Genomic DNA, 24,022 nt, shown 5'->3' on the forward strand with positions numbered 1-24,022 from the left:
GGTCGCCATGCGGGTGCGCGGCGATTGCGTAGCTTCCCGGACTACCGGGCTCATCGACGAAGCGCGCGGTTTGCCCGCGCCGCATAAAGATCCGTTATTCGAACATTAGGTGAATAAATTTTCGTAATGTCGTCGCCGGAGGTAGTCTGTGCTGCATCAGATCTCGTTCTCAAGGAGGAGCAGCCCGATGACCGACGACATGTTGCACGTGATGAAGTGGCACAATGGCGAGAAGGACTTTTCGCCGTTCTCCGATGCCGAAATGGCCCGCCGCCAGAACGACGTACGCGGCTGGATGGCGAAGAACAACGTCGATGCAGCGCTCTTCACCTCCTACCACTGCATCAACTATTATTCCGGATGGCTTTACTGCTACTTCGGCCGTAAGTACGGCATGGTCATTGACCACTACAACGCCACGACCATTTCGGCCGGCATCGATGGCGGCCAGCCATGGCGCCGCAGCTTCGGCGACAACATCACCTACACCGACTGGCGCCGTGACAATTTCTACAGCGCCGTCCGTCAGCTGACCCCGGGCGCCAAGCGCGTCGGCATCGAATTCGATCACGTTTCGCTCGACTTCCGCCGCCAGCTCGAAGAGGCGCTGCCGGGCGTCGAGTTCGTCGACATCGCGCAGCCGTCGATGTGGATGCGCTCGATCAAGTCGCTGGAAGAGCAGAAGCTGATCCGCGAGGGCGCTCGCGTCTGCGACGTCGGCGGCGCGGCCTGTGCAGCGGCAATCAAGGCGGGGGTTCCCGAGCATGAGGTGGCGATCGCCACCACCAATGCGATGGTTCGCGAAATCGCCAACTCGTTCCCGTTTGTCGAACTGATGGACACCTGGACCTGGTTCCAGTCGGGCATCAACACCGACGGCGCCCACAACCCGGTGACCAACCGCAAGGTTCAGTCCGGCGATATCCTGTCGCTCAACACCTTCCCGATGATCTTCGGCTATTACACCGCGCTTGAGCGGACGTTGTTCTGCGACCATGTCGACAATGCAAGTCTCGACATCTGGGAGAAGAACGTCGCGGTTCACCGTCGCGGCCTCGAACTGATCAAGCCGGGCGCGCGCTGCAAGGACATCGCCATCGAGCTCAACGAAATGTACCGCGAATGGGACCTGCTCAAGTACCGTTCGTTCGGCTACGGCCACTCGTTCGGCGTGCTCTGCCATTATTATGGCCGCGAGGCCGGCGTGGAACTGCGCGAGGACATCGAGACGGTTCTGGAGCCTGGCATGGTCGTGTCGATGGAGCCGATGGTCATGCTTCCCGAGGGCATGCCGGGTGCCGGCGGCTACCGCGAGCACGACATCCTGATCGTCAACGAAGACGGCGCCGAAAATATCACCGGCTTCCCCTTCGGTCCCGAGCACAACATCATCCGGAACTGAGGACGGTGTTCTACATCCCCCACGATTGCCCCCGGGAAGCGGTGGACCGGCATTGCCGGTCTGCCGCGACCGCCTTGCATCCGGCAGCGCTGCTGGCCAGGGATATCGCCCGCTGGGTGAAGCGTCTGGGCGCGGGCACGACTGCCGATGCCGGCGACAAGGCGCCGATATCCGACGCGCCTTGCGAGCGCCATCGGTTGACCCCGCCGCGCCGCCCTTTTTGATCTCGTGCCTGGCGACGAAAAAGCCGCGGTCGATGCCGCGGCTTTCTTGTGCCGGGAGGTGGAAAGTTCAGCGCGGGAATTCCTTCTCCAGCGCCTGAACGATGCCGTCGGCGCAGACCTGCAGGAGGAGTTCGCCTTTTTCCGCCGTCGCATCCTTGGGCGATGACAGCGTGCCGCTGGCGGGCGTCCATTCCGGTTTCGGCGGATAAACGTCGTAGGGCGGGAAGGTCGCCGGGGCATGGTCAACCGCACGCTCAAGGCTGACCTGATGGGGGTAGAGCGCCAGCATCAGGGAGGTTTCGAAGACCCCGCCATGTTCCAGGTCCCAACCGGCGAAACCATCGGGATAGAGCCGGCCGATCGTCGCCTTGTCGACGAAGTCCCAATAAGACAGGACGACGATCTTCATGTCCTCGATACCAGCCCATTTGAGTTCACGCAGCGCAAGGTCGATGCCCTCGATGATGAACCACGAGTTCTCGAAATGACCGTTGACCAGGCAGATGCGGCGAACGCCATGGCGCGCGAATTCCCTGATGACATCGCGAAGCGCCGCCACCAGGGTTGCGCCGTCAAGGCTGGTGGTGCCCGGCAGGTGATTGCCGCCGCCGGACTTCTGATGCGACTTGTAGCCGTAGGTGAAAGGCGGCGCGACCAGCGCGTCGATGCGGCCGGCGACGCGCCGGGCGAACTCGACCGGCAAGAGCACGTCGACATTCATCGGCATGTGATGGCCGTGCTGCTCCATCGAGCCGATCGGCAACAGGATCGGAACAGACCCATCGCGAACACGGGCATCATAGTCCGGCCAGGAAAGCTCGGCGGCAAAGACTGATTGTTGAGGCATGGTCATCTCCCATTTTGGCTCATGGGGCAAAGATTTGAGCCCAACCTTGTGATATGAGAAATTTATAATCTTCATCCTCGCATGAGGAAACGAAATCCATGCGCAACATCGTAAACTTTCAGACCGACCTGCTCCGCACCTTCGTCTCGGTCATCGATCTCGGCGCCTACACCAAGGCCGGCGACATGCTGGGGCGCACCCAGCCGGCGATCTCGCTGCAGATGCGCCGGCTCGAGGAACTGGTCGGCGCACCGCTCATCAAGCAGACGGGCCGTTCGCTGACGCTCACCGGTGAAGGTGAGATGCTGCTGAGCTACGCGCGCGAAATCCTGCGTCTCAACGACGAGGCGGCGTCCTATTTCAATCGCGCCAAGATATCAGGCGTCCTGCGCGTCGGCCTGCCCAACGATTATGCCGTGGCGTTCCTGCAAGGGGTGATTACTGAATACACGCGTCAGCATGCTGAAATCTCGCTCGAGATCTATTGCGGCTGGAGCGCCGATATCCTCGATCGCCTGCGGGCGGACGAACTCGATCTTGCTATTGCGATGGTCAACACCGATCGCGCGCAATACCTGTCGCGGTCATGGATCGAGCGGCCGATCTGGACGGCGGGGAACGAGGTTACGTTCGATCCGGCGGCAGGCATTCCGCTCGCTGCTCATCCGGAGGGTTGCGCCTACCGCGCGCGGATGATCCAGGCGCTCGATGCGGCGCAGATGCGCTGGCGCGTCGCTTATACCGGGCCGGGCATCTCAGGCCTGCAGAATGCCGTGATCAACGGTCTGGGCGTAAGCGCACTGACGCGCTACACATTGTTGCCGGGGATGCGTGTGCTCGGTGAGGACGACGGGTTTCCGCCGCTGGCCGAAATCCGGGTCGGCCTGTTTTACAAGCATCCGCGCCTGTCGGACGCCGGCATCAGGCTGGTCAACCACATCATCGCCCGGCTGGATGAGGCGGGCGTCTCCGGCGACCCCGTGCGGCGCCATGCGGAACTCGATCGTCAATAAGCTGTGCAAATGGCCAAATTATAAGAATTAATTTTCCAAATGCATTGGCGCTTCCTAACCTTGCGGCAACAACAACCAAAAGGGGAATGCGATGACCATCAAGGACGCACTGTCGGGACCCCGTACCCGGCGCGAGATTCTGAAGGGTGCAAGCGTATTGGGCGGCGGAATCCTGGCGATGCCGTATCTCAGCCGGCTTGCCTTCGCCGAGCCGGTCGAGCTTACCATGCTCGCCTGGTATGGCCATGCCGAGCCGGATGTCGTCGCTGAGTTCGAGGCAGAGAACAACGTCAAGTTCAAGCCGAAATACTACACCGGCGGTGACAACATGCTGGGCCTTATCGCCCAGTCGCCTGCCGGAACCTTCGACGTCATTTTGTCCGATGCCGAATACGTCCAGCAGCTCAACGCTGCCGGCTATATCGAGGAACTCGACCCCAAGGACTACACCTTCGACGACTATTTCCCGGAGTTTCAGAATTTCGCGGGCCACTGGCAAGACGGCAAGCTGTACTCGGTCTTCACCCGTTTCGGTTTCCTCGGCGTGGCCTACAACACCGACGCGATCACCGAAAAGGAGGCTTCCAGCTACAACGTCTACTGGAACGAAAAGCTGAAAGGCAAGGTCGGCCATTTCGATTGGCACCTGCCCAATCTCGGTCAGATCAGTCTGCTCGACGGTAATGCGTCGCCCTACGACATCGACGCGGCTGCCTGGGGCAAGCTGCGGGAGAAGATGACGACATTGCGCCCGCAGATCGGTGGCTTCTTCGATTATGGCGGCACCTTCTCGTCGCTGCAAAACGGCCAGATGCTGGCGATGGCCGGCATTGGCGACTGGATCACCGGGACGCTGGAAAAGAACGGCGCCAAGGTGCGCAGCATCATTCCCGAAGAGGGCGGCCTGCAATGGACCGAGTCCTTCTCGATCGGCAAGGGCTCGACCAAGTCCGACCTCGCCAAGAAGTGGATCCAGTACATCACCTCGGCCAAGGGTCAGGTGAAGTCGGCCAATATGGCCGCCTATCCGGCGCTCATTCCCAACCAGAAGGGTTGGGAACTGCTTGCCAAGGAAACCCCTGAAGAAGCCAAGCGCCAGGGCATGTTGCTGACCGAAAGCAACGTCATGGACATGATCCGGGCCGGGCGCATCAAATATCGGCAGTTGCCGGTGCAGCAGAGCCTTGAGGACTGGAACGACTTCTGGTCCGAATACAAGGGCTCGTAAGGTCGGCGGACCTCGCGTTCGGACTTTCTGCTAATATTCGTGCGGCGGGCCAGTGCGCCCGCCCATTCATTCCGGCAATTCTGCACGGCGGTTGGCAGTGCAGTCGTGTCTTCAGGTTGGAAGCGCCGCAATGCGGAAATCGATCACTCTCTATGGATTGACCTTCTCCCTGCCGATGCTGATCTGGCAGGCGATGTTCTTCCTCGCGCCGCTGCTGTTTTTGATCGCGCTGAGTTTCTGGACGGTCAAGAATTTCCGCATGGAGCCGAACTTCGACACCGTCAACTGGGTCAGGATGCTCGGCCGCGGCGTCTTTTGGGATGCCTACCTGCGCACCTTCGCGCTTGCCACCGCCGCCGCCGTCATCACCAGCGCGCTGGCTTTCCCTTGCGCCTACGCCATCGCCTTCAAGCTCACCGAAACAGCACGGCGCTGGGCGGTGTTCCTGATGGTAATCCCGTTCTTCACCAGCTACCTGGTACGTGTCTATTCCTGGCAGATATTCCTGTCCGACAACGGCATCATCAACGCGTTGCTGGCCAAGGTGGGGCTCGGGCCGTTCGGCATGCTCAACTCGACCTTCGGCATGATGGTCGGTTTTCTGACATTGAGCTTTCCGCTGGTCGTGCTGTTGCAGCTGTTCAGCCTGATCTTCGTCGACAAGACGCTGATCGAGGCGGCGCACAATCTGCGCTGCGGCCGGCTGCGCACGGTATTCGAGGTGATCGTGCCCGCGGCCAAGGTCGGCCTGGTGATCGCGGCGCTGTTCTGCTTCATCCTGACCTTCGGCGACTTCGTCAGCCCGCTCTACCTTGGCGGCGGCGACCCGCCGACCCTTTCCATCCTGATCACCGACACCACCAAGTCTGGGCAGCAATGGCCGCGTGCGGCGGTGATCGCGCTGACCATGATCGGGACGCTGCTCGCGGTCGCCTTCGCTGCGGTGAGCTATGCCTACAAGGAGCGCGGACGATGAACGATTTCAACCGCAACCCGCTGATCGACTGGGCGCTGAAGCTCTACATCCTGCTGGCTTTCGCTTTCATCTTCGCGCCGATCGCCGCGAGCTTCGTCTTTTCGTTCAATGTCGACCGCTTCCCCTCGCTTCCGCTCGGCGGCTTCTCGACGATCTGGTACGAGACGGTCGCCGCTGACCCGCTGGTCTGGCAAGGCCTGCGCAACACGCTGGTGGCGGGTGTGATCGTATCGGTTTTCGCCACGGCGATCGGGTTTGGCGCCGCCTACACCGACTTTCGCTACAAGTTCTTCGGCAAGACCTTCTATGTCGCGCTCGCTTTGCTGCCGCCGACGATCCCGGTCGTCATCCTCGGCCTGGCGATGCTTGCCTTTTTGTCCAACATAAACCTGTCGGGTGCGATCCATTCGGTCATCATCGCCCATGTGGTGATGTGCGCGCCGTTCGCCATGGCGATCGTGCGGCTGCGGCTGTCGCAGATGGATCCCTCGCTGGAGGCTGCGGCCTGGAATCTTGGCGCGTCGGAATGGATGGCGATGCGCCACGTCATCATCCCTTTTTGCAAGCCGGCGATCTTTGCCGCCCTGTTCATCACCATGGCCGTGTCCTTCGACGAGTTCGCCGTCGCCTGGTTCGTCTCGGGCCTGAACGAGACGCTGCCGGTCAAGGTGCTCGGCTTCCTGCAGGGGCAGGTCAGTCCGCGCATCAACGTCATCGGCACCTTCGTATTCCTCGCTTCGATGACGCTGGTGGTGCTGGCCCAGGTTCTTTTGATGAAACGCAGCGTCGCGCCTGCGACTGACGCGGTAACCACCGGAGTAAAGGTGCCATGACCGACAAGGCTCTCGTCGTCTTCGACGGCGTCGTCAAACGCTTCGGCAGCTTCAATGCCGTCGAAAGGATGGGTCTCGAAATCCACAAGGGCGAATTCCTCGCCATCATGGGCTCGAGCGGCTGCGGAAAGACCACGACGCTGCGTATGCTGGCAGGACTGGAAGCGCCGACGGAAGGCGAGATCCGCCTCGCCGGCAAGCGCATCAACGATCTGCCGACCTGGCGTCGCGACACGCCGATGGTGTGGCAGAGCCTGGCGCTGTTTCCGTTCCTCACGGTGCGCGAGAATGTCGAGTTCTCCCTGCGCATGCGTGGCGTGGAAAAGGCCGAGCGGCGCAAGCGTGTCGACAAATGGCTGGAGCGCATGCAGATCACCGAATTCGCCGATCGCAATGTCGCCCATCTGTCCGGCGGCCAGCGCCAGCGCGTTGCCCTTGCCCGCTCGCTGGTGACGGAACCGGAAATCCTTCTGCTCGACGAGCCGCTGTCGGCACTGGACGCTCATCTCAAGGTGCGCATGCAGACGGTGCTTTCGAACCTGCAGCGCGAGCTCGGCATCACCTTCGTCTATGTCACGCACAGCCAGTCGGAGGCCTTCTCGATGGCCGACCGCGTCGTCATCATGAGCCGTGGCCGGATCGAGCAGATCGGCAATCCGCAGGAGATTTACCGCGCGCCACGGACGAAGTTCGTCGCTGAATTCCTGGGATCATCGAACATCTTTGCCGGCAAGGTCTCGAACGTGAACGGCAAGGTGGTGAAGATCGCGACGCCGGTGGGCGAGTTCGATGTCGCGCCCAACGCAGCCAAAACGCTTTCCAAGGGCGACAACGCAACTTTCGTGGTTTCCGACGATCGGGTGCAACTGAGCAACCAGCCCCCGGCTGACGGCTACAACGGGTTGCAGGCGCAGGTGGTCGGCGAGGAGTTTGTCGGCGCGACTGCAGTCATCCATCTCGAAGGCGCCGACCGGATCGAGATCAAGGCGCAGAAGAGCCACGACGAACTCGAACATCTCAACCTTGAGCTAGGCGCCAAGGTTTGGGTGTCATGGCGGCCCGACGCCACGCACATCTTGCCTGGCGAGTAGGGCAAGCGCCCGGTCGCGGGCGCAGCAGTAGAGTTTGGGAGAGACAACCCGGCCGCAGCAGCGAAACGGAAACAATAGCGGCTGCCGGCGTGACGCTGGCGCTTATAGGGAGGAAATTGAAACAATGTCGATATCAGCCCATAATTTCCATGTGACAAGCATACGACAGGACGAGGAGGCCTCGCCCGAGGTGCTTCGCAAGGTGCTGACCGCGAGCTTTATCGGCAACTTCGTCGAGTGGTTCGACTATGCATCCTACGGCTATTTCGCAACGGTGATTGCCATTGCGTTCTTCCCGGAAATCGCCCCGTCTGCCGCTTTGCTTGCGACATTCGCGGTCTTTGCGATTTCCTTCGTTGTTCGCCCCATCGGCGGCATCGTCTGGGGCGCGATCGGCGACAAGATCGGTCGGCGCACCGCACTGTCGTGGTCGATCCTGATCATGTCGGGCGCGACAACGCTGATCGCCGTCCTGCCGTCATACGCACAGGTCGGCATACTGGCTCCGGTGCTGCTGCTTGTGGTGCGCATGGTCCAGGGTTTTTCGGCTTCAGGCGAATATGCCGGGGCGACCTCCTTCATCGCCGAATATTCGCCTATATCGAAGCGTGGCTTCTACACCAGCATGGTGCCGGCGAGCACGGCTGCTGGGCTTCTCGCCGGATCCCTGATGTCGGCTGGTTTGTTTTACATTCTGAGCCCGGAACAAATGCAGTCATACGGTTGGCGGCTGCCATTCCTGCTCGCCGCACCACTGGGCGTGGTCGGCCTGTACATCCGCCTGAAACTCGAAGACACGCCCAAGTTCCGCGAGCTTGAAAAGTCGCACCACGTCGAGGCGACCCCGGTGCGTGAGCTGTTCACCACCTATCGGCGCCAGATCGCCATTGCCTTCGGCGCGACATGTCTCAACGCAGTCGGCTTCTACCTGATCCTCAGCTATATGCCGACTTACCTCATCACCGAGATGGGCATGGGCCAGACGGAGTCCTTCATCGCTGTCAGCATTTCGCTTGTGGCCTACATCTTCTTCATTTTTCTGATGGGGAGCCTGTCCGATCGCTTCGGCCGCAAGACCGCTCTGATCGCCGCCTCGGTGCTGTTCATGGCGCTGACGGTGCCGCTGTTTTCGATGCTCGATGGCGCTACTTTCTGGACGATTGTTGCGATCCAGGTCGCTTTCGGCGCGCTGCTGACGATCAATGACGGCACATTGCCGTGCTTCTTGTCGGAGATATTCCCGACCAAGGTACGCTACAGCGGCTTTGCCTTCTCCTTCAACGCGGCCAACGCCCTGTTCGGCGGCACCGCACCTTTTGTGGCGACCTGGCTGATTTCGGCGACCGGCAGCAAGCTTGCGCCGGCCTGGTATCTGGTCGCCGCCGCGCTTGTTGCCCTCATCGCAATGCTGGCAGCCAAAGAGACTGCCGGAAAGCCGCTGGCAGACTAAAAATACAAGACGCAACGCAGGCGGCCATCGTCGCCTGCGTTGCTGCGTCTGACTTCATGCCGCCCCGCGAAAGGCCGCAGGCGTTACGCCCCGCCGCTCGCGGAACGCACGGATGAAATGCGATGAATCGCAAAAGCCGGTCGAAGTTGCGACTTCGGTCACCGAGTTTTCGGTGTGGCGAAGCAGGAACTCCGCATATTCGAGCCGCATGATCTTGTAGGCCAGCGTCGGGGGCATGCCGACCGCGCGCTGGAAGTGGCGTTCGAGCTGGCGCCGGTTGGCGCCGAGCCGACGCGCGACGTCTGCCGCCGACAGCGGAGCGTCGATGTTTTGCTGCATCAACAGCAGCGCCTTCTTCACCAGTCCGTCGTCGGTCGCCAGATCCAGCGGAATGCCCGGTTGGGGCTTTTCGGCGCGCAGCGCGTCGTCGATGATCATGATGTGCAGGCTTTTGCGCGCCTGGGCGCGGCCGACATGCTTTTCCACCAGATGGGCCGCCAGATGCGCCGAACTCGCCCCGCCCGAGCAGGTCAGCCGGTCGCGGTCGACGATGAAGATCTGGTCGGACACCGGTTTCAGTCCATCGAACTGCTCCAGGAAATCGGTATGGTGGAACCAGCTGACGCAGCAGCGGTAGCCGTCCATCAGTCCGGCACGGTGCAGGATGAACGCGCCGGTGCAGACGCCGACAAGCGGCACCTTCGATGCCGCGGCCTTCTGCAGATAGCGCGTATAGTCCGGGCTGAGATTGGGAATTTCGTCGATCAGCCCGCCGACCACGACGATGTAGTCGTATTTCCTGGGATCGCCCAGGCGCTCGTTGGGCTGCACCATCACGCCGCAGCTCGAGGCCATAGGGCTCATAGTATCGGAAAGCACGGTCCACTCGCACAGAATCTGCCGGCTGCGGTCGCCCTCGTCGGCGGCGAGGCGCAGCACGTCGACGAAATTGGCAAACGCGCAGAGCGTGAAGCGGCGAGCGAGGATGAAGCCCACCGAAAGACGAGGCGCCGCATTCTTCCTCTGTGGCTGGCTGGGCCTGACGTTGCGTTCCATAGGGTCTCCAGCGTGCATGCTGTCGCACCAGTAACATTACGCTGACGCAACTGTTCTGTCCAACTTCGCGCCAGTTAGCGATACTCCCGCCATGTTGAACTCCGGGGGTGCGTTATGACCCGCTTTTCGTTTTCGTCGCTTCTGTCCAATGCCTTGACCGGCAACAAGAACTGGGAACCGCAATGGCCCGATGCCCAGCCAAAGGCCGAGTATGACGTCGTCATTGTCGGCGCTGGCGGTCACGGCCTGGGCGCCGCCTACTATCTTGCCAAGGAACACGGCATCACCAATGTCGCCATCATCGAGAAGGGCTGGCTTGGCGGTGGCAACACCGGCCGCAACACCACCATCATCCGCTCCAACTATCTCTATGACGAAAGCGCGATGCTTTATGAGCACGCGATGAAGCTCTGGGAAGGGTTGAGCCAGGAGCTCAACTACAACGTCATGTTCTCGCAGCGCGGCGTTATGATGCTGGCGCATTCGGTGCATGACACCCAAAGCTTCAAGCGCCACATCTATTCGAACCGGCTCAATGGCATCGACAATGAGTGGCTGACGCCCGAGCAGGCAAAGGAATACTGCCCGCCGCTCAACATCGCAAAGGATGCCCGCTATCCAGTGGTTGGGGCAGCCTTGCAGCGTCGTGGCGGCGTTGCCCGCCATGACGCGGTAGCCTGGGGTTATGCCCGCGGTGCAGCGGCGCGTGGCGTTGACATCATCCAGAACTGCCCGGTGACCGCGATCCGCCGCGACGCTTCCGGCAAGGTCATTGGCGTCGATACCCCGCGCGGCTTCATCAAGGCCAAGAAGGTTGCGGTTTCCGCCGCCGGCGGGACCTCGGTCGTCATGGATACCGCCGGGGTGCGGCTGCCGCTGGAAAGCTTCCCGCTGCAGGCGCTGGTTTCCGAGCCGGTCAAGCCGATCTTCCCTTGCGTGGTCATGTCGAATTCGGTCCACGCCTACATCAGCCAGTCCGATAAGGGCGAGTTGGTCATCGGCTCCGGCACCGACCAGTACGTCTCTTACAGCCAGCGCGGCGGCCTGCCGCTCATCGAGCATACGGTGGCGGCGATCTGCGAGGTGTTCCCGATCTTCACCCGCATGCGCATGCTGCGCAAATGGGCTGGTGTCGTCGACGTCACGCCCGACCGTTCGCCGATCATCGGCAAGACACCGGTTCCCGGGCTGTACGTCAATTGTGGCTGGGGTACCGGCGGGTTCAAGGCAACCCCTGGCTCGGCCCATGTCTTCGCTCACACCATCGCCCGCGACGAGCCGCATCCGATCAATGCGCCGTTCACGCTCGAACGCTTCACCACCGGCCGGCTGATCGATGAAGCCGCTGCCGCAGCCGTCGCGCACTGAGGAGATCCAAGATGCTGCTCATCCGCTGCCCCTATTGCGAGGCCGAACGTCCTGAGCTCGAATTCTCCTATGCCGGCGAGGCTCACATCGCTCGCCCCGCTGATCCGTCGAAGCTGAGTGACGACGAATGGAAGACGCATCTTTTCATTCGCAGCAATCCGCGCGGTACCCACTTCGAACGCTGGCGACACCAGCATGGCTGCGGGCGTTTCTTCAATGCCGTTCGCGACACCGTCAGCGACAAGTTCGCAAGGACCTACAAGGCCGGGCAGCCACGCCCGACAGAGACCGAACTCGAGGAAGCACGGTAATGACCAGCTACCGCATCCCAGCAAAAGGCCGCGTCAACCAACGCAAGCCGGTCCGCTTTACCTTCAACGGCGCAGGCTATGCCGGTTTCGAGGGCGACACGCTCGCCTCGGCGCTGCTTGCCAACGGCGTCCATCTCATTGGCCGTTCGTTCAAGTACCATCGCCCGCGCGGCTTCCTGTCAGCCGGCTCGGAAGAACCCAATGCGCTGGTCGGCACCGACCGGGGGCCGGGTCGCTTCGAACCCAACACCCGCGCAACCGTGCTCGAGGTGTTCGACGGGCTGAACACGACCAGCCAGAACCACTGGCCGTCGCTGAAGCGCGATATCGGCGCTGTCAACGACGCGCTCTACATGCTGTTTTCCGCCGGCTTCTACTACAAGACCTTCATGTGGCCGAAGTCGTTCTGGAACAAGGTCTACGAGCCCGTCATCCGGGGCGCCGCCGGTCTCGGCAAGTCGCCGACCACCCCCGACCCCGACACCTATGCCAGCCGCTTCGCCCATTGCGATGTGCTGGTGGTCGGTTCCGGCCCGGCCGGTCTTGCCGCAGCGCTCGACGCCGGCAAGAGCGGCGCCAAGGTGATCCTGGTCGACGAGCAGGCCGAGCTTGGCGGTTCGCTGCTGTCTGAAACGGACGCAGGCATTAACGGCCAGAGCGGCTGGCAGTGGCTCGAAGAAGCGCGCAGCGCGCTGGCCGCGATGAACAATGTCACGGTGCTGACGCGCACCACGGCTATCGGCTACTATCACCAGAACCTTGTCGGCCTTTGCCAGCGCCTGACGGACCACCTTACCAGCCCGCCGGCGGATGCCCCGCGCGAGCGGCTGTGGAAGGTTCGCGCCAACCAGGTCGTTCTGGCCCAGGGCTCGATCGAAAAGCCGCTGGTGTTCGATGGCAACGATCGCCCGGGCGTCATGCTTGCGGGCTCGGCGCGCAGCTATCTCAACCGCTACGGCGTCAAGGTCGGCAACCGTCCCGTCATCGTCACCTCGCACGATTCAGCCTGGCTCGCCGCATTCGACCTGGCAGAGGCAGGCGTCAAGGTGGCAGCCATGATCGACATCAGGCCCAATGTGTCGGGCCATCTGATGGAACGCGCCGCGGCCCTCGGGGTCGAGGTGCTGACCGGCTGGACCGTCACCGGCACCGGCGGCCGGCTGCGCGTCGCCTCCGTGCGCGCCAATCCGGTGAGCCGCAGCGGCGTGGTCGGACCGGCGCGGACGATTTCCTGCGACGCGCTTTTGATGAGCGGCGGTTGGACGCCGAGCGTGCATCTGTTTTCGCACACCAAGGGCAAGCTCGACTGGAACGAGGAAGGGCAGATGTTCCTTCCTGGCGCCGCCACCGAGGAAAGCCGCTGCGCCGGCGCCGGCAATGGCGCGTTCAGCCTTGCGGCAGCACTTGCCGAGGGTGCCGCAGCCGGTTCGGCCGCCGCTTCAGACGCCGGGTTCACCGTGACAGCCGCGTCCTACAAGGTCGATGGCGAACTGATGCTGACGGGCGCCAACAACCGCGAACTGCCGACCGACAAGAACACTTCGAAGGCCAAGGCCTTCGTCGATTTCCAGAACGACGTCACCGCCAAGGACATCCGGCTTGCGGTGCGCGAAGGCTTCAAGTCTATCGAGCACATCAAGCGCTACACCACCACAGGCATGGCGACCGACCAGGGCAAGACCTCCAACATCAACGGTCTGGCCATTGCCTCCGACGCGGTCAAGCGTCCAGCGCCGGCAGTAGGGCTGACCACCTTCCGCCCGCCCTACACGCCGACCACCTTCGGCGCCTTCGCAGGCTACAATCGGGGCGAACTGTTCGAAGTGACGCGTAAGACGCCGATCGATGGCTGGGCCGAGCAGAACGGCGCGGAATTCGAACCGGTGTCGTTGTGGCGCCGCGCCTGGTACTTCCCGAAAAAGGGCGAGACCATGCACGCCGCCGTGGCGCGCGAATGCAAGTCTGTTCGCGAATCCCTCGGCATGTTCGATGCCTCGACACTCGGCAAGATCGAGATCGTCGGGCCGGACGCCGCCGAATTCATGAACCGCATGTACACCAACTCCTGGACGAAGTTGGCACCTGGACGCCTACGCTATGGCCTGATGCTCGGTGAGGATGGCTTCATCCGTGACGACGGCGTCATCGGCCGCCTGACCACCGACCGTTTCCATGTGACCACCACCACCGGTGGTGCGGCGCGCGTGCTGGGCACGATGGAGGATTATCTCCAGACCGAGTGGCCTGATCTCAAGGTATGGCTGACCTCGACGACGGAGCAATGGGCGGTGATCGCGCTCAACGGCCCGAACGCGCGCAAGCTGATCGAGCCGCTGGTCGAGGGCATCGACCTTTCCGAAGAGGCGCTCCCGCACATGTCGGTTGCCGAGGGCAAGATTTGCGGTGTGCCGACCCGGCTGTTCCGGGTCAGCTTCACTGGAGAACTCGGCTACGAGATCAATGTGCCGGCGCGCTACGGCCGGGCGGTCTGGGAAGAGCTTTACCGGGCCGGCCAGCAATATGGCATCACCCCTTATGGCACCGAAACGATGCACGTGTTGCGCGCCGAGAAGGGCTACATCATCGTCGGACAGGACACCGACGGCACCGTGACGCCTGACGACGCCGGTCTCGGCTGGGCGATCGGCAAGGCCAAGCCAGACTTCGTCGGAAAGCGTTCGCTGACGCGTACGGACATGCTCAAGACCGATCGCAAGCAGCTCGTCGGCCTGCTCACTTCCGATCCAAACACGGTGCTGGAGGAGGGGGCACAGATCGTGCTCGATCCGAGCCAGACCTTGCCGATGAAGATGGTCGGCCACGTCACCTCGTCCTACTGGAGTGTTGCTCTCGGACGCTCGATCGCCATGGCGGTGGTCGAAGGTGGCAAGGCGCGCGAAGGCGAGACCATTCACGTGCCGATGCCCGGCAAGACCCACACGGCAAAGGTGGTCGGGACGGTCTTCTTCGACCCCGAAAACAAGCGCCTGAGCGCATAGGAGGACGGTCATGCTGCATGAACATCATCCGCTGATCGGCCGCGAGATTGCCGTTCGCAAGGTGACGCCGCTAAACATCCGCGTCGCCGCCGACGGAGCCCGCTTCGCCCTGAGGATAGATCCGGCACAAGCGGCGCGAGCTGCGAAGGCATTCGGTTCGCCATTGCCGGGCAAGATCGGCGACATCACCGTTTCCAACGGCAGGCTGGCCGTGTGCCTCGGGCCGGACGAGTGGCACCTGGTCGTTCCGCTGACGGAACAGGAGGCAATCGAAACGGCGTTTGCCAAGCTCTATGCGACGGTGCCGCATAGCCTTGTCGATGTCAGCCATCGCGAGATCGGCATCGAGGTCGAGGGCGTTGCTGCCGTGTTGGCATTGCGCTCGGCCATTGCGTTCGACATCGAGGCGATGCCGGTCGGCACGGGCTGCAGGACCATCTTCGACAAGGCGCAGATCATCCTTGTCCGCGAAGCAGAAGACCGCTTTCGCATCGAGGTCTGGCGTTCGTTTGCCGACCATACCTGGGGCATTCTTCAGGCGGCCAGCCGCGAAATCGCACTCGATATCTGACCCCCAAGGAGGCAAGCATGCAGCACACCAGCCCACAAGCGTCGCTTGCCGACGCAGCAATCGCCGCTGCCATCGAGCGCGAACTCGACAGGCAAAAGAACCAGATCGAACTGATCGCCTCGGAAAACATCGTCTCCACTGACGTGCTTGCCGCCCAAGGCTCGGTGCTGACCAACAAATATGCAGAGGGCTATCCGGGCAAGCGCTACTATGGCGGCTGCGAGTTCGTCGACGAGGTCGAGACCATCGCCATCGAACGCGCCAAGCAGCTGTTCGGCGCGGGGTTCGCCAATGTCCAGCCGCATTCGGGCGCCCAGGCCAACCAGGCGGTGTTCCTGGCCCTGCTTACTCCCGGCGACCGCGTGATGGGCATGTCGCTCGCTCATGGCGGACACCTGACGCATGGCTCGCCGGTGACCATGTCGGGCAAATGGTTCGACATCGTCAGCTACGAGGTGCGCCAGTCCGACCAGCAGATCGACTATGACGAACTGCGCGCCAAAGCGCTGGCGACCAAGCCGAAGCTGATCGTTGCCGGCGCCTCAGCCTATCCGCGTGCCATCGATTTCGCGGCGTTCCGGTCGATTGCCGATGAGGTTGGCGCCTACCTGATGGTCGACATGGCCCACTATGCCGGCCTGGTCGCCGCAGGCCTCTATCCCGATCCGCTGCCGCACGCCCATGTCGTCACCACCACCACGCACAAGACCCTGCGCGGCCCGCGCGGCGGCATGATCCTGACCAACGACGAAGCGCTGGCCAAGAAGTTCAATTCGGCGGTATTCCCCGGCAATCAGGGCGGGCCGCTGATGCATGTCGTTGCCGCCAAGGCGGTCGCCTTCGGCGAGGCTTTGCAGCCCGATTTCCGCGACTATGCGGCCAATGTCGTCAACAACGCCAAGGCGCTGTGCGAGACGCTGTTGGCCGGCGGGCTCGACATCGTGTCGGGCGGCACTGATTGCCACATGGTGCTGGTCGACCTCAGGCCGAAGGGCGTCAGGGGTCGCGACGCCGAGCACGCGCTGGAGCGCGCCGGGCTGACCTGCAACAAGAACTCGATCCCCTTTGATCCCGAGAAGCCGGCGGTGACGTCGGGCGTACGCCTCGGCACGTCGGCGGGCACCACGCGCGGCTTCGGCGAGGCCGAGTTCCGCCGCATCGGCGAGCTGATCCTGAAGGTGATCGACGCGCTGGCGGTCAAGGGAGCGGAAGGCGATGCGGCCGTCGAGCAAGCGGTGCTCGCCGAAGTGCGCGGCCTCTGCCAGCGCTTTCCGATCTACCAGTAGGCCTTTCAACTACCGCTACGAAGCAACCCGGCGCGCGTCGGTGCATTCCCTTGCGATCTCATGAGGCCGCGCATGTTCCTCAGCATTTTCGACGTGTTCAAGATCGGCATCGGCCCGTCATCGTCGCACACCATGGGGCCGATGACGGCTGCGGTGCGGTTTCTCGACTTGCTGCGGCAGACTGATGGCTCACAGGGCGCGGCAAAGCTGCGGGTGGTTCTGCACGGTTCGCTTGCTTTTACCGGCAAGGGCCACGCCACCGATCGAGCGGTGGCGCTCGGATTGCTCGGCTATCTTCCCGCCGACCTCGACCCAGATGCGGCTGAGCGGCAGCTTGCTGAACTGCACCATACCAAGGTCCTGCGCCCCAAGGGCCTGCCTGCGCTGAGCTTCGATCCTGTTGGCGATATCGTCTTCGACTACGGCCCGGCCCTGCCGGGACATGCCAACGGGTTGGTGCTCCAGGCTTTCGATGTGCAAGGAAAGCTGCTGGTCGGTGAAACCTACTATTCCATCGGCGGTGGCTTTGTCGTCACAGCAGCCGAACGCGAGGCGCCCGCAGCAACGATTGCCAGCGAGGCGGCGGCCTGGCCGTTTCCGTTCGACAGCGCGGCGACGATGTTGCGCATGGCGCGCGAAAGCGGTCTTTCGATTGCCGCCATGAAGCGCGCCAATGAGAGTTCGGGGCGGCCAGCGAGCGACGTCGAAAGCGGCATCGAACGGATATGGGCAGTCATGGATGGCTGCATCGAGCGTGGCCTGGTGCTGGAAGGCGAGTTGCCGGGTGGGCTTCGTGTGCGGCGGCGTGCCAAGAAAATCCGCGATCAGCTCGTAAGTGAGCGCGGCCAAAACAGCTCTCAGCCACATGTCGTCGCCGACTGGCTGAGCGTTTACGCGATGGCGGTCAACGAGGAGAATGCCGCCGGCGGCAAGGTGGTGACAGCACCGACCAATGGCGCTGCCGGCGTTGTGCCGGCGGTGCTGCGCTACTATCTCGACCATTGCACCGGCGCTGATCGTGGCAAGGTCTCGGATTTCCTGCTGACGGCAGCGGCAATCGGTGGGCTGATCAAGCACAATGCTTCGATTTCGGGCGCCGAGGCCGGCTGCCAGGGCGAGGTCGGATCAGCCGCGGCAATGGCTGCCGCCGGATTGTGCGCAGTGCTCGGCGGCACGCCGGAGCAGGTCGAGAATGCCGCCGAGATCGCGCTTGAACATCATCTCGGCATGACCTGCGATCCGGTTGCCGGATTGGTGCAGGTGCCCTGCATCGAGCGCAATGGCATCGGTGCAACCAAGGCGGTCGCGGCGGCGTCGCTTGCGCTTCGCGGCGACGGCACGCATTTCATGCCACTCGACAATTGCATCGAGGCGATGCGCCAGACCGGTGAGGAAATGAGCGCCAAGTTCAAGGAAACCAGCCTCGGCGGCCTTGCCGTCAACCTGCCGGAGTGCTGATCAAGCCACCGCGATCATGACAGTTTTTGGGCTCATAGCCTTCCTTCAGATTCGTGCCGGCAAGTTCTTCGCGATCTCGACGAAATGGCGTAACGACTTGGCGCGGTTGACCCGTCGCCAGACCAGAATTGTCTGGATACGGAAGTTCGGGTGCATGATCGGACGCACCTCGACACTGCGACCGAGGAAGCCGATCAGGCTTTCGGGATAGACGGTGACGCCCAGGCCGGCGGCGACCAATCCCAGAAGTGCAAGCGTGTTCGACGCCTCCAGCTTGATGTTGAGCGGCACGCCCTCGGCTGCAAACATCTCGTTGAGCCGCCAGCGGTAGGCTTCCCATTCGATCATGTCGCCCAAGATCAGGTCGCAGTCGACGAGATCAGCCGGCCTGATCTCGTGCTTGTGCAGCAAGGCATGGTTCTTCGGCGTGACGACATAGAGCGGGTCGTTGGCCAGAAGCAGGCTGTGAAAGTCGCTGTGGTCGAACGGGCCAATCATGTAGCCGATATCGACCTCGTCATGGGCGAGCGCCAGCTTCTGTCCTTGCGTTCGGATGTAACGCAGATTGACCGCGACATGCGGGTAGGCATTGCGGAAACGCAGCACGGCGCTCGGCATCAGCTCGGTGGCAGCGAAGGCCATATAGGCGACACGTAGCGTGCCCGTCTTGCCTTCGGCCACCAAGCGGGCCGCCTTTACCGACTGCGAATAGCTGAACAAAAGACGCGCATTCTCTTCGTAGAAGCTGCGCCCGGCAGGCGTGAGTGAGACTTCGCGCGTGCTGCGCTCGAACAGCGCAAAGCCCAGCATGTGCTCAAGCTTCTGGATCCGCCGGGTCAGCGCCGATTGATCGATATGCAGGCGCTCGGCGCTGCGGCGGAAGTTGAGTTCCTCTGCAACGATAAGGAACGATTGCGTGAGGTCGAGGCCCGCTTCGATGTCCATTTGCTTGCCTCCCAAAGGTTTGGGCACTCTATCGATTGATGCGTGGCGTGCAAGAATAATTGGCAAAAGACCAATTCCGCTCAAGCTGCCCCTGCGGCACTCTGACATCCAGATAACCGCAGGGACCACCCGGCAGGTATCGGAAACCAGGATCAAGTGGCCCTGAGGGCTCAGTCAAAGAGGAAACGCCATGAGCGACATCGACAACAAGGAACTGGACCGGATGCTGAAGCAGGCGTTCGAAGCCTCGAACAAGATCTACCAGGAGCGCGGCTTTCAGCGCCGCGTCGGGTTCGGCAAGCGTCCAGCACTGGTCAGCGTCGACCTCGCCAACGCCTGGACGCGACCGGGAAATCCGTTCACCTGCGACCAGGACGCGATGGACAACGAGATCATCCCTGGCATGCAGCGCCTGCTCAAGGCCTGCCGCGCCAACGGCCATCCGGTGATCCACGTCACCACCGCCTATGAGATCACCGACCGCGACGCAAGCTTCACCGACATGGGCCTGTGGCACTGCAAGATCCCGATCGATGTCGTCAACCTGAAGAACAAGGACCTGTGGGCGATCGACTCTCGCATCGCTCCGATCGAAGGCGAGTATACGCTGCTCAAGAAGCGGGCCAGCTCGTTCCACGGCACCGGCCTTGCCGGCATTCTGCGCGCCGCAGGCGTCGACACCATTCTCGTCACAGGCGTCACAGCCACAGCCTGTGTGCGCACCACCATCTGCGACGGTCTCGCCGACGGCTTCCGCACAATCGCCGTTCGTGAGTGCATCGGTGATCGCGTGCCGGGCGCTGTTGCCTGGAACCTCTACGATATCGACGCCAAGTTCGCCGACGTCCACAGCGTCGACGAGTGTGTCGACTATCTCAACACCGTCAACGCATCGCGCATGGCGGCGGAGTAATCGAACAGGGCGTGTCCTTTGCGGGACACGCCCTTTTGCCAGGGAGGAAAACATGACTCGTATAGGTGTGGATGTCGGCGGTACCAACACCGACCTCGTTCTCGAATGCGCGAAGGGGGTCTTCTACCACAAGGTCCCGACAACTCTTAAGAACCAGTCGATCGGCGTGGTCGAGGGCGTTAGGGGGATTTGCAGTCTGGCCGGCATCGACACGACCGACGTCGATGTCATCGTGCATGGCACCACGACAGCAACCAACATCACCATCGAGCACAACGGCTCGGAAACCGGGATGCTCACGACGCGGGGATTTCGCGACATCCTGCATATCGGCCGGCACAAGCGGCCGTATAATTTCTCGCTGCACTTCACCGTGCCGTGGCAGAGCCAGCCGCTGGTCAAGCGCCGCAACCGCATCGCCATCTCCGAGCGCATCCTGCCGCCCCAAGGCGATGTCGAGACGGTGCTGGACGAGGCTGAGGTGCGTGAGGCGATCAAGCTGTTCAAGAAGCGCGGCATCAATTCGGTCGTCATCGGTTTCATGTTCTCCTTCCTCAACGACGCACATGAGCGTCGCGCCAAGGAGATCGTGCTCGAAGAGATGCCGGACGCCTATGTCACGCTGTCGAGCGAGGTCGCCAACGTGATGCGCGAATACGAGCGCTTCTCGACGGCAGCAATGAACTGCTATGTCGGCCCCAAGACGTCCTATTACCTGCGCGATCTCGAAAGCAAGCTGCGTGAGGCAGGAGTTTTCTCTAAGCTGCGCATCATGCAGTCCAACGGCGGCGTTTCGACCGTCGAATCCTGCGCAACGCGTCCGGTGCGCATCCTGATGTCGGGGCCGGCTGGCGGCGTCATCGGCGGCGCCTCGGAAGGCGAGATGGCTGGCGTCAGCAACATCATCACCGTCGATATCGGCGGCACCTCGGCCGACATCAGCACCATCCCGGACGGCCGCCTCAAGATCATGAACCCGCGCGACACCTACGTCTCGGGACATCCGGTACTGACGCCGATGATCGACCTGGTCACCATCGGTGCCGGCGGCGGTTCTGTCGCCTATATCGACGAGGCGGGCGCTTTCAATGTTGGTCCACGCTCGGCCGGATCGGAACCCGGACCTGCTTGCTACGGCCGGGGGGGCACCGAACCGACCGTTACCGATGCGCAGATCGTGCTTGGCCGGCTCGACCCAGACTTCGTCCTCGGTGGCGATCTCAAGCTTGATCCGGAACTTTCCCGCAAGGCCGTCGAGAAAAAAATCGCCAAGCCGCTCGGCCTGTCGGTCAAGGACGCTGCTCTCGGCATCCTCAAGATCATCAACTCAAACATGGCGCTGGCGATCCGCTCGAATTCGGTGGCACGCGGCGTCGATCCCAGGCAGTTCTCGATCCTGCCCTTTGGCGGTGCGGGTCCGCTGCACGGCGTAGCACTGGCCGAGGCGATCTCGGCGCGCGACGTCATCGTGCCGGTCGCGCCGGGGATCACGGCGGCCGTCGGCCTGCTCAAGACCGACCTGCAGTACGAACACACCGAGGCCGTGATCGTCGAGTTGAACGGTGCGACCGACAGCCAGCTCGACCGCATCAACCGCGCTGCCGCCAGCCTTCGCGACAGGGTCGTTGCCGAGCTCGACGACGACGGCATTCCGCGTGAACGCCACCATGTCGAAGTGGTTGCCGAATGCCGCTACCAGGGCCAGGGCTTCGAACTGAGGGCGACGATGCCCGAAGGTCCGGTTACCCAGGCCAACAAGTCTTCGGTGGTGACAAGCTTTCACGACCAGCACCAGCTCGACTACGGCTACTCCTACCGTGACGCGGAGGTCGAACTCATCACCTTGCGCGCCATCGGCAAGGCTTCGATCGAGCGCATCGGGATTCCGAAGATTAAGCCGACGGACGGCTCAAGCATCGACAGGGCGCTGATGTTCGTGCGCGCCACGACCTTTGATGATGGCTGCACGCTGGACACCCCGCGCTATGACCGCACCAAGCTCTACGCAGGAGACCGCGTCAGCGGGCCGGCGATCCTGGTCCAGCACGATTCAACGACGCTCGTACCGCCCGGCTATGTCGCCGAGACGCTCGAATACGGCAACACGCGCGTTCATCGCGCGGGCATTGCCTGACCAGGGAGGAAACGCACATGAACACCATGGCACAGCCAGTTGCGGAGCGGATGCTTCCTGCCGAGATCGATCCGATCACTCTGCAGGTTATACGCGGCTCCTTCGAGACCATCGCTGAAGAGATGGCGCATGTCCTTTACCGCATGTCCTTTTCCTCAATCATCCGCGAGTCCGAGGACCTGGGCGCGGGCCTTTTCGACGCCGAGTTCAACACGCTGTGCGAGTCGGAATCGACGCCGATGCATATCGGATCTATCCCAGGCTATCTGCGCGGTATCCGCGAGACGCTCGAGGATGGCGAATGGTATGACGGCGACGTCGTCGTCCATAACCATCCCTATCACGGCTCCAGCCACACGCCCGACCTGGCGATCGTCGTGCCGGTCTTCTACCAGGGCAGGCTCGTCGGCTTTGCCGGCAACACCGCGCATCATGTCGACATCGGCGCGGCCACGCCCGGCCTCATTATCGATGTTCCCGACGTCTTCGCCGAGGGCATGCTGTTTGCCGGCACCAAGCTTTATCGCAAGGGCGAACCGAACAATGCGATATGGAACTTCATCCGCAACAACAGCCGGGCTGCGCAGCAGTTGGTGCGCGACATCGAAGCCCAGATCGCCTCGGCCCGCCTTGGCGCAAAGCGCTTTGTCGAACTGATCGAGAAATTCGGTGAAGATATCATCTTCCACGCTGCCAATCAGCTGATGGACTATGCCGAGCGCATGATGCGCCAGCGCATCTCGGACATCCCCGATGGCGAATACATGGCCGAAGGCTGGCTCGACGACGATGGCCGCAATCGCGATCAGCGCCTCAAGGTCAAGGTGACGGTGCGGGTCTACGGAGACGAGCTTGACGTTGACCTGACCGGTTCGGCCGACCAGACGCCTACCGCCTACAACGTGCCCTTCGAGGGCTCGACCAAGGTCGCCGCCTACGCGGCGTTCCGAAAGCTTCTGCTGGACGCCTATACGTCCGACGTCCGGGCTCCGTCCAATGAAGGCTCGTTCCGGCCGATCAACGTGATCGCGCCGCTTGGCTCGATCTTCAATCCCAAGGCGCCGGCCTCGGCCGAAGCGCGTTTCACGCAGTGCAATCGCATGATCGATCTCATCATCCGCGCGCTGGCGCCGGTGATGCCCGAAACGGTGATTGCCGGCAGTTCGGCTTCGATTTCGTTTGCCGCCTATTCCGGCGTGCGGCCGAGCGGCGATTACTGGGTGTTCCTCGAGGTCAACGAGGGCGCCTATGGTGGCCGGCCACGGTCCGACGGCCCCGACAGCATTGATAATCTGATGGCCAACACGCGCAACAATCCGCTCGAGGATCTGGCGATGCACATCCCGATGATCTGCGACCGCTACGAACTTCGTGACGACGTGCCCCCCGGCGCCGGTGAATTCCGCGGCGGAATTGGTGTGGTCAAGGCGCAGCGCGTGCTTTCGCCCGGCTTCATTACCCATGAATCCGAACGCCACAAGGATGCCCCGTGGGGCATCTTCGGCGGTACCGATGGCGCTGTCGGCAAGTGCCTCATCTACAATGCGGGTGCTCCAGGCGATGCCCGCGAGATGCACTCCAAGTTCTCCGGCCTGGCGGTCGAGTCCAACGATGTCATGGCCTATTACAGCCCCAATGGCGGCGGTTACGGATCGCCGCTGAAGCGTCCGGCGCAAAAGGTGCTGGAGGACGTGCTCGACGGCTTTTGCTCGGTGGCCCATGCCCGTGAGATCTACGGCGTCGCGGTCAATATCGAGGACGAGACGATCGACATCGAGGCCACCGAAAAGCTGAGAGCAGCGCTCCGCAGCGCATAGGCAAAGCGCCATCGAAACCGGCTGCAAAGGCCCAAGAAATCTGGTGCAGGCCTAAACCAACTGGCCGCCCAATCTTCAGACGTGGGGAATTAATACAATC

At 62.3% G+C, this 24,022-nt stretch carries 19 protein-coding genes; 16 read left to right on the forward strand and 3 right to left on the reverse strand.

The features are described 5' to 3' along the window. The first annotated feature begins 187 nt into the window (after positions 1–187). Positions 188–1,402 carry a M24 family metallopeptidase gene (locus B015_RS0129725; protein ID WP_018431408.1) on the forward strand — a complete coding sequence of 405 codons (1,215 nt, stop codon included), beginning with the start codon at positions 188–190 and terminating at the stop codon, positions 1,400–1,402. A gap of 291 nt (positions 1,403–1,693) precedes the next feature. Here B015_RS0129725 and B015_RS0129735 read toward each other — a convergent pair whose 3' ends face one another. Next, on the reverse strand, positions 1,694–2,473 hold the full coding sequence (locus tag B015_RS0129735) for a creatininase (protein ID WP_026227903.1): 780 nt from the start codon (positions 2,471–2,473) through the stop codon (positions 1,694–1,696). Between the two features lie 98 nt (positions 2,474–2,571). On the opposite strand from B015_RS0129735, the gene B015_RS0129740 reads away from it, so the two are divergent. From B015_RS0129740 to B015_RS0129765, 6 genes are all read left to right on the forward strand, one after another. Further along, positions 2,572–3,486 carry a LysR substrate-binding domain-containing protein gene (locus B015_RS0129740; protein ID WP_018431411.1) on the forward strand — a complete coding sequence of 305 codons (915 nt, stop codon included), beginning with the start codon at positions 2,572–2,574 and terminating at the stop codon, positions 3,484–3,486. A 91-nt stretch (positions 3,487–3,577) separates the two neighbouring features. Beyond that, positions 3,578–4,714: a spermidine/putrescine ABC transporter substrate-binding protein gene (locus B015_RS0129745; RefSeq protein WP_018431412.1), complete on the forward strand. Its 1,137-nt coding sequence runs from the start codon at positions 3,578–3,580 to the stop codon at positions 4,712–4,714. Between the two features lie 130 nt (positions 4,715–4,844). After that, the gene (locus B015_RS0129750; RefSeq protein WP_026227904.1) at positions 4,845–5,690 is read left to right on the forward strand and encodes an ABC transporter permease; all 846 of its coding nucleotides are present in this window, start codon (positions 4,845–4,847) and stop codon (positions 5,688–5,690) included. Continuing rightward, the gene (locus B015_RS0129755) at positions 5,687–6,523 is read left to right on the forward strand and encodes an ABC transporter permease (protein WP_018431414.1); all 837 of its coding nucleotides are present in this window, start codon (positions 5,687–5,689) and stop codon (positions 6,521–6,523) included. The genes B015_RS0129750 and B015_RS0129755 overlap by 4 nt, the downstream gene beginning before the upstream one ends. Beyond that, on the forward strand, positions 6,520–7,614 hold the full coding sequence (locus tag B015_RS0129760) for an ABC transporter ATP-binding protein (RefSeq protein WP_018431415.1): 1,095 nt from the start codon (positions 6,520–6,522) through the stop codon (positions 7,612–7,614). Before B015_RS0129755 ends, B015_RS0129760 begins: the two co-directional genes overlap by 4 nt. A gap of 124 nt (positions 7,615–7,738) precedes the next feature. Further along, positions 7,739–9,064: an MFS transporter gene (locus B015_RS0129765; protein ID WP_018431416.1), complete on the forward strand. Its 1,326-nt coding sequence runs from the start codon at positions 7,739–7,741 to the stop codon at positions 9,062–9,064. A gap of 54 nt (positions 9,065–9,118) precedes the next feature. Here the strand turns inward: B015_RS0129765 and B015_RS0129770 are convergent, their stop codons facing one another. Continuing rightward, complete coding sequence (locus B015_RS0129770; RefSeq protein ID WP_018431417.1) at positions 9,119–10,120, reverse strand: GlxA family transcriptional regulator; 1,002 nt, start codon at positions 10,118–10,120, stop codon at positions 9,119–9,121. 114 nt (positions 10,121–10,234) lie between these two features. On the opposite strand from B015_RS0129770, the gene B015_RS0129775 reads away from it, so the two are divergent. The 6 genes from B015_RS0129775 to B015_RS0129800 all read left to right on the forward strand — a co-directional run bounded on the left by B015_RS0129775 (position 10,235) and on the right by B015_RS0129800 (position 18,113). Further along, the gene (locus B015_RS0129775; protein ID WP_018431418.1) at positions 10,235–11,488 is read left to right on the forward strand and encodes a sarcosine oxidase subunit beta family protein; all 1,254 of its coding nucleotides are present in this window, start codon (positions 10,235–10,237) and stop codon (positions 11,486–11,488) included. 11 nt (positions 11,489–11,499) lie between these two features. After that, positions 11,500–11,799 (forward strand): sarcosine oxidase subunit delta, encoded by a 300-nt coding sequence (locus B015_RS0129780; protein WP_018431419.1) that lies wholly within the window; start codon positions 11,500–11,502, stop codon positions 11,797–11,799. Further along, on the forward strand, positions 11,799–14,798 hold the full coding sequence (locus tag B015_RS0129785; RefSeq protein WP_018431420.1) for a sarcosine oxidase subunit alpha: 3,000 nt from the start codon (positions 11,799–11,801) through the stop codon (positions 14,796–14,798). The genes B015_RS0129780 and B015_RS0129785 overlap by 1 nt, the downstream gene beginning before the upstream one ends. A 10-nt stretch (positions 14,799–14,808) precedes the next feature. Next, positions 14,809–15,369, forward strand: a complete 561-nt coding sequence (locus B015_RS0129790) for a sarcosine oxidase subunit gamma family protein (protein WP_018431421.1) — start codon at positions 14,809–14,811, stop codon at positions 15,367–15,369. A 17-nt stretch (positions 15,370–15,386) separates the two neighbouring features. Then, the gene (gene glyA, locus B015_RS0129795; protein ID WP_018431422.1) at positions 15,387–16,655 is read left to right on the forward strand and encodes a serine hydroxymethyltransferase; all 1,269 of its coding nucleotides are present in this window, start codon (positions 15,387–15,389) and stop codon (positions 16,653–16,655) included. A 72-nt stretch (positions 16,656–16,727) separates the two neighbouring features. Next, positions 16,728–18,113 (forward strand): L-serine ammonia-lyase, encoded by a 1,386-nt coding sequence (locus B015_RS0129800; protein ID WP_026227905.1) that lies wholly within the window; start codon positions 16,728–16,730, stop codon positions 18,111–18,113. Between the two features lie 45 nt (positions 18,114–18,158). Here B015_RS0129800 and B015_RS0129805 read toward each other — a convergent pair whose 3' ends face one another. Further along, a complete protein-coding gene (locus tag B015_RS0129805; protein WP_018431424.1) occupies positions 18,159–19,058 on the reverse strand; it encodes a LysR family transcriptional regulator in 900 nt (299 codons plus the stop codon). A gap of 190 nt (positions 19,059–19,248) precedes the next feature. On the opposite strand from B015_RS0129805, the gene B015_RS0129810 reads away from it, so the two are divergent. The 3 genes from B015_RS0129810 to B015_RS0129820 are packed head-to-tail and all read left to right on the forward strand — an operon-like array spanning position 19,249 to position 23,922. Further along, entirely contained in the window at positions 19,249–19,971 is a 723-nt protein-coding gene (locus B015_RS0129810) for an isochorismatase family protein (protein WP_018431425.1), read from the forward strand. Between the two features lie 52 nt (positions 19,972–20,023). After that, positions 20,024–22,105 (forward strand): hydantoinase/oxoprolinase family protein, encoded by a 2,082-nt coding sequence (locus B015_RS0129815; protein WP_026227906.1) that lies wholly within the window; start codon positions 20,024–20,026, stop codon positions 22,103–22,105. Between the two features lie 17 nt (positions 22,106–22,122). Then, positions 22,123–23,922, forward strand: coding sequence for a hydantoinase B/oxoprolinase family protein (locus B015_RS0129820; RefSeq protein WP_018431427.1), 1,800 nt, complete (start codon positions 22,123–22,125; stop codon positions 23,920–23,922). Positions 23,923–24,022: the final 100 nt, after the last annotated feature.

Origin of the sequence: Hoeflea sp. 108 (assembly GCF_000372965.1) — a bacterium.
Lineage (GTDB): Bacteria > Pseudomonadota > Alphaproteobacteria > Rhizobiales > Rhizobiaceae > Aminobacter.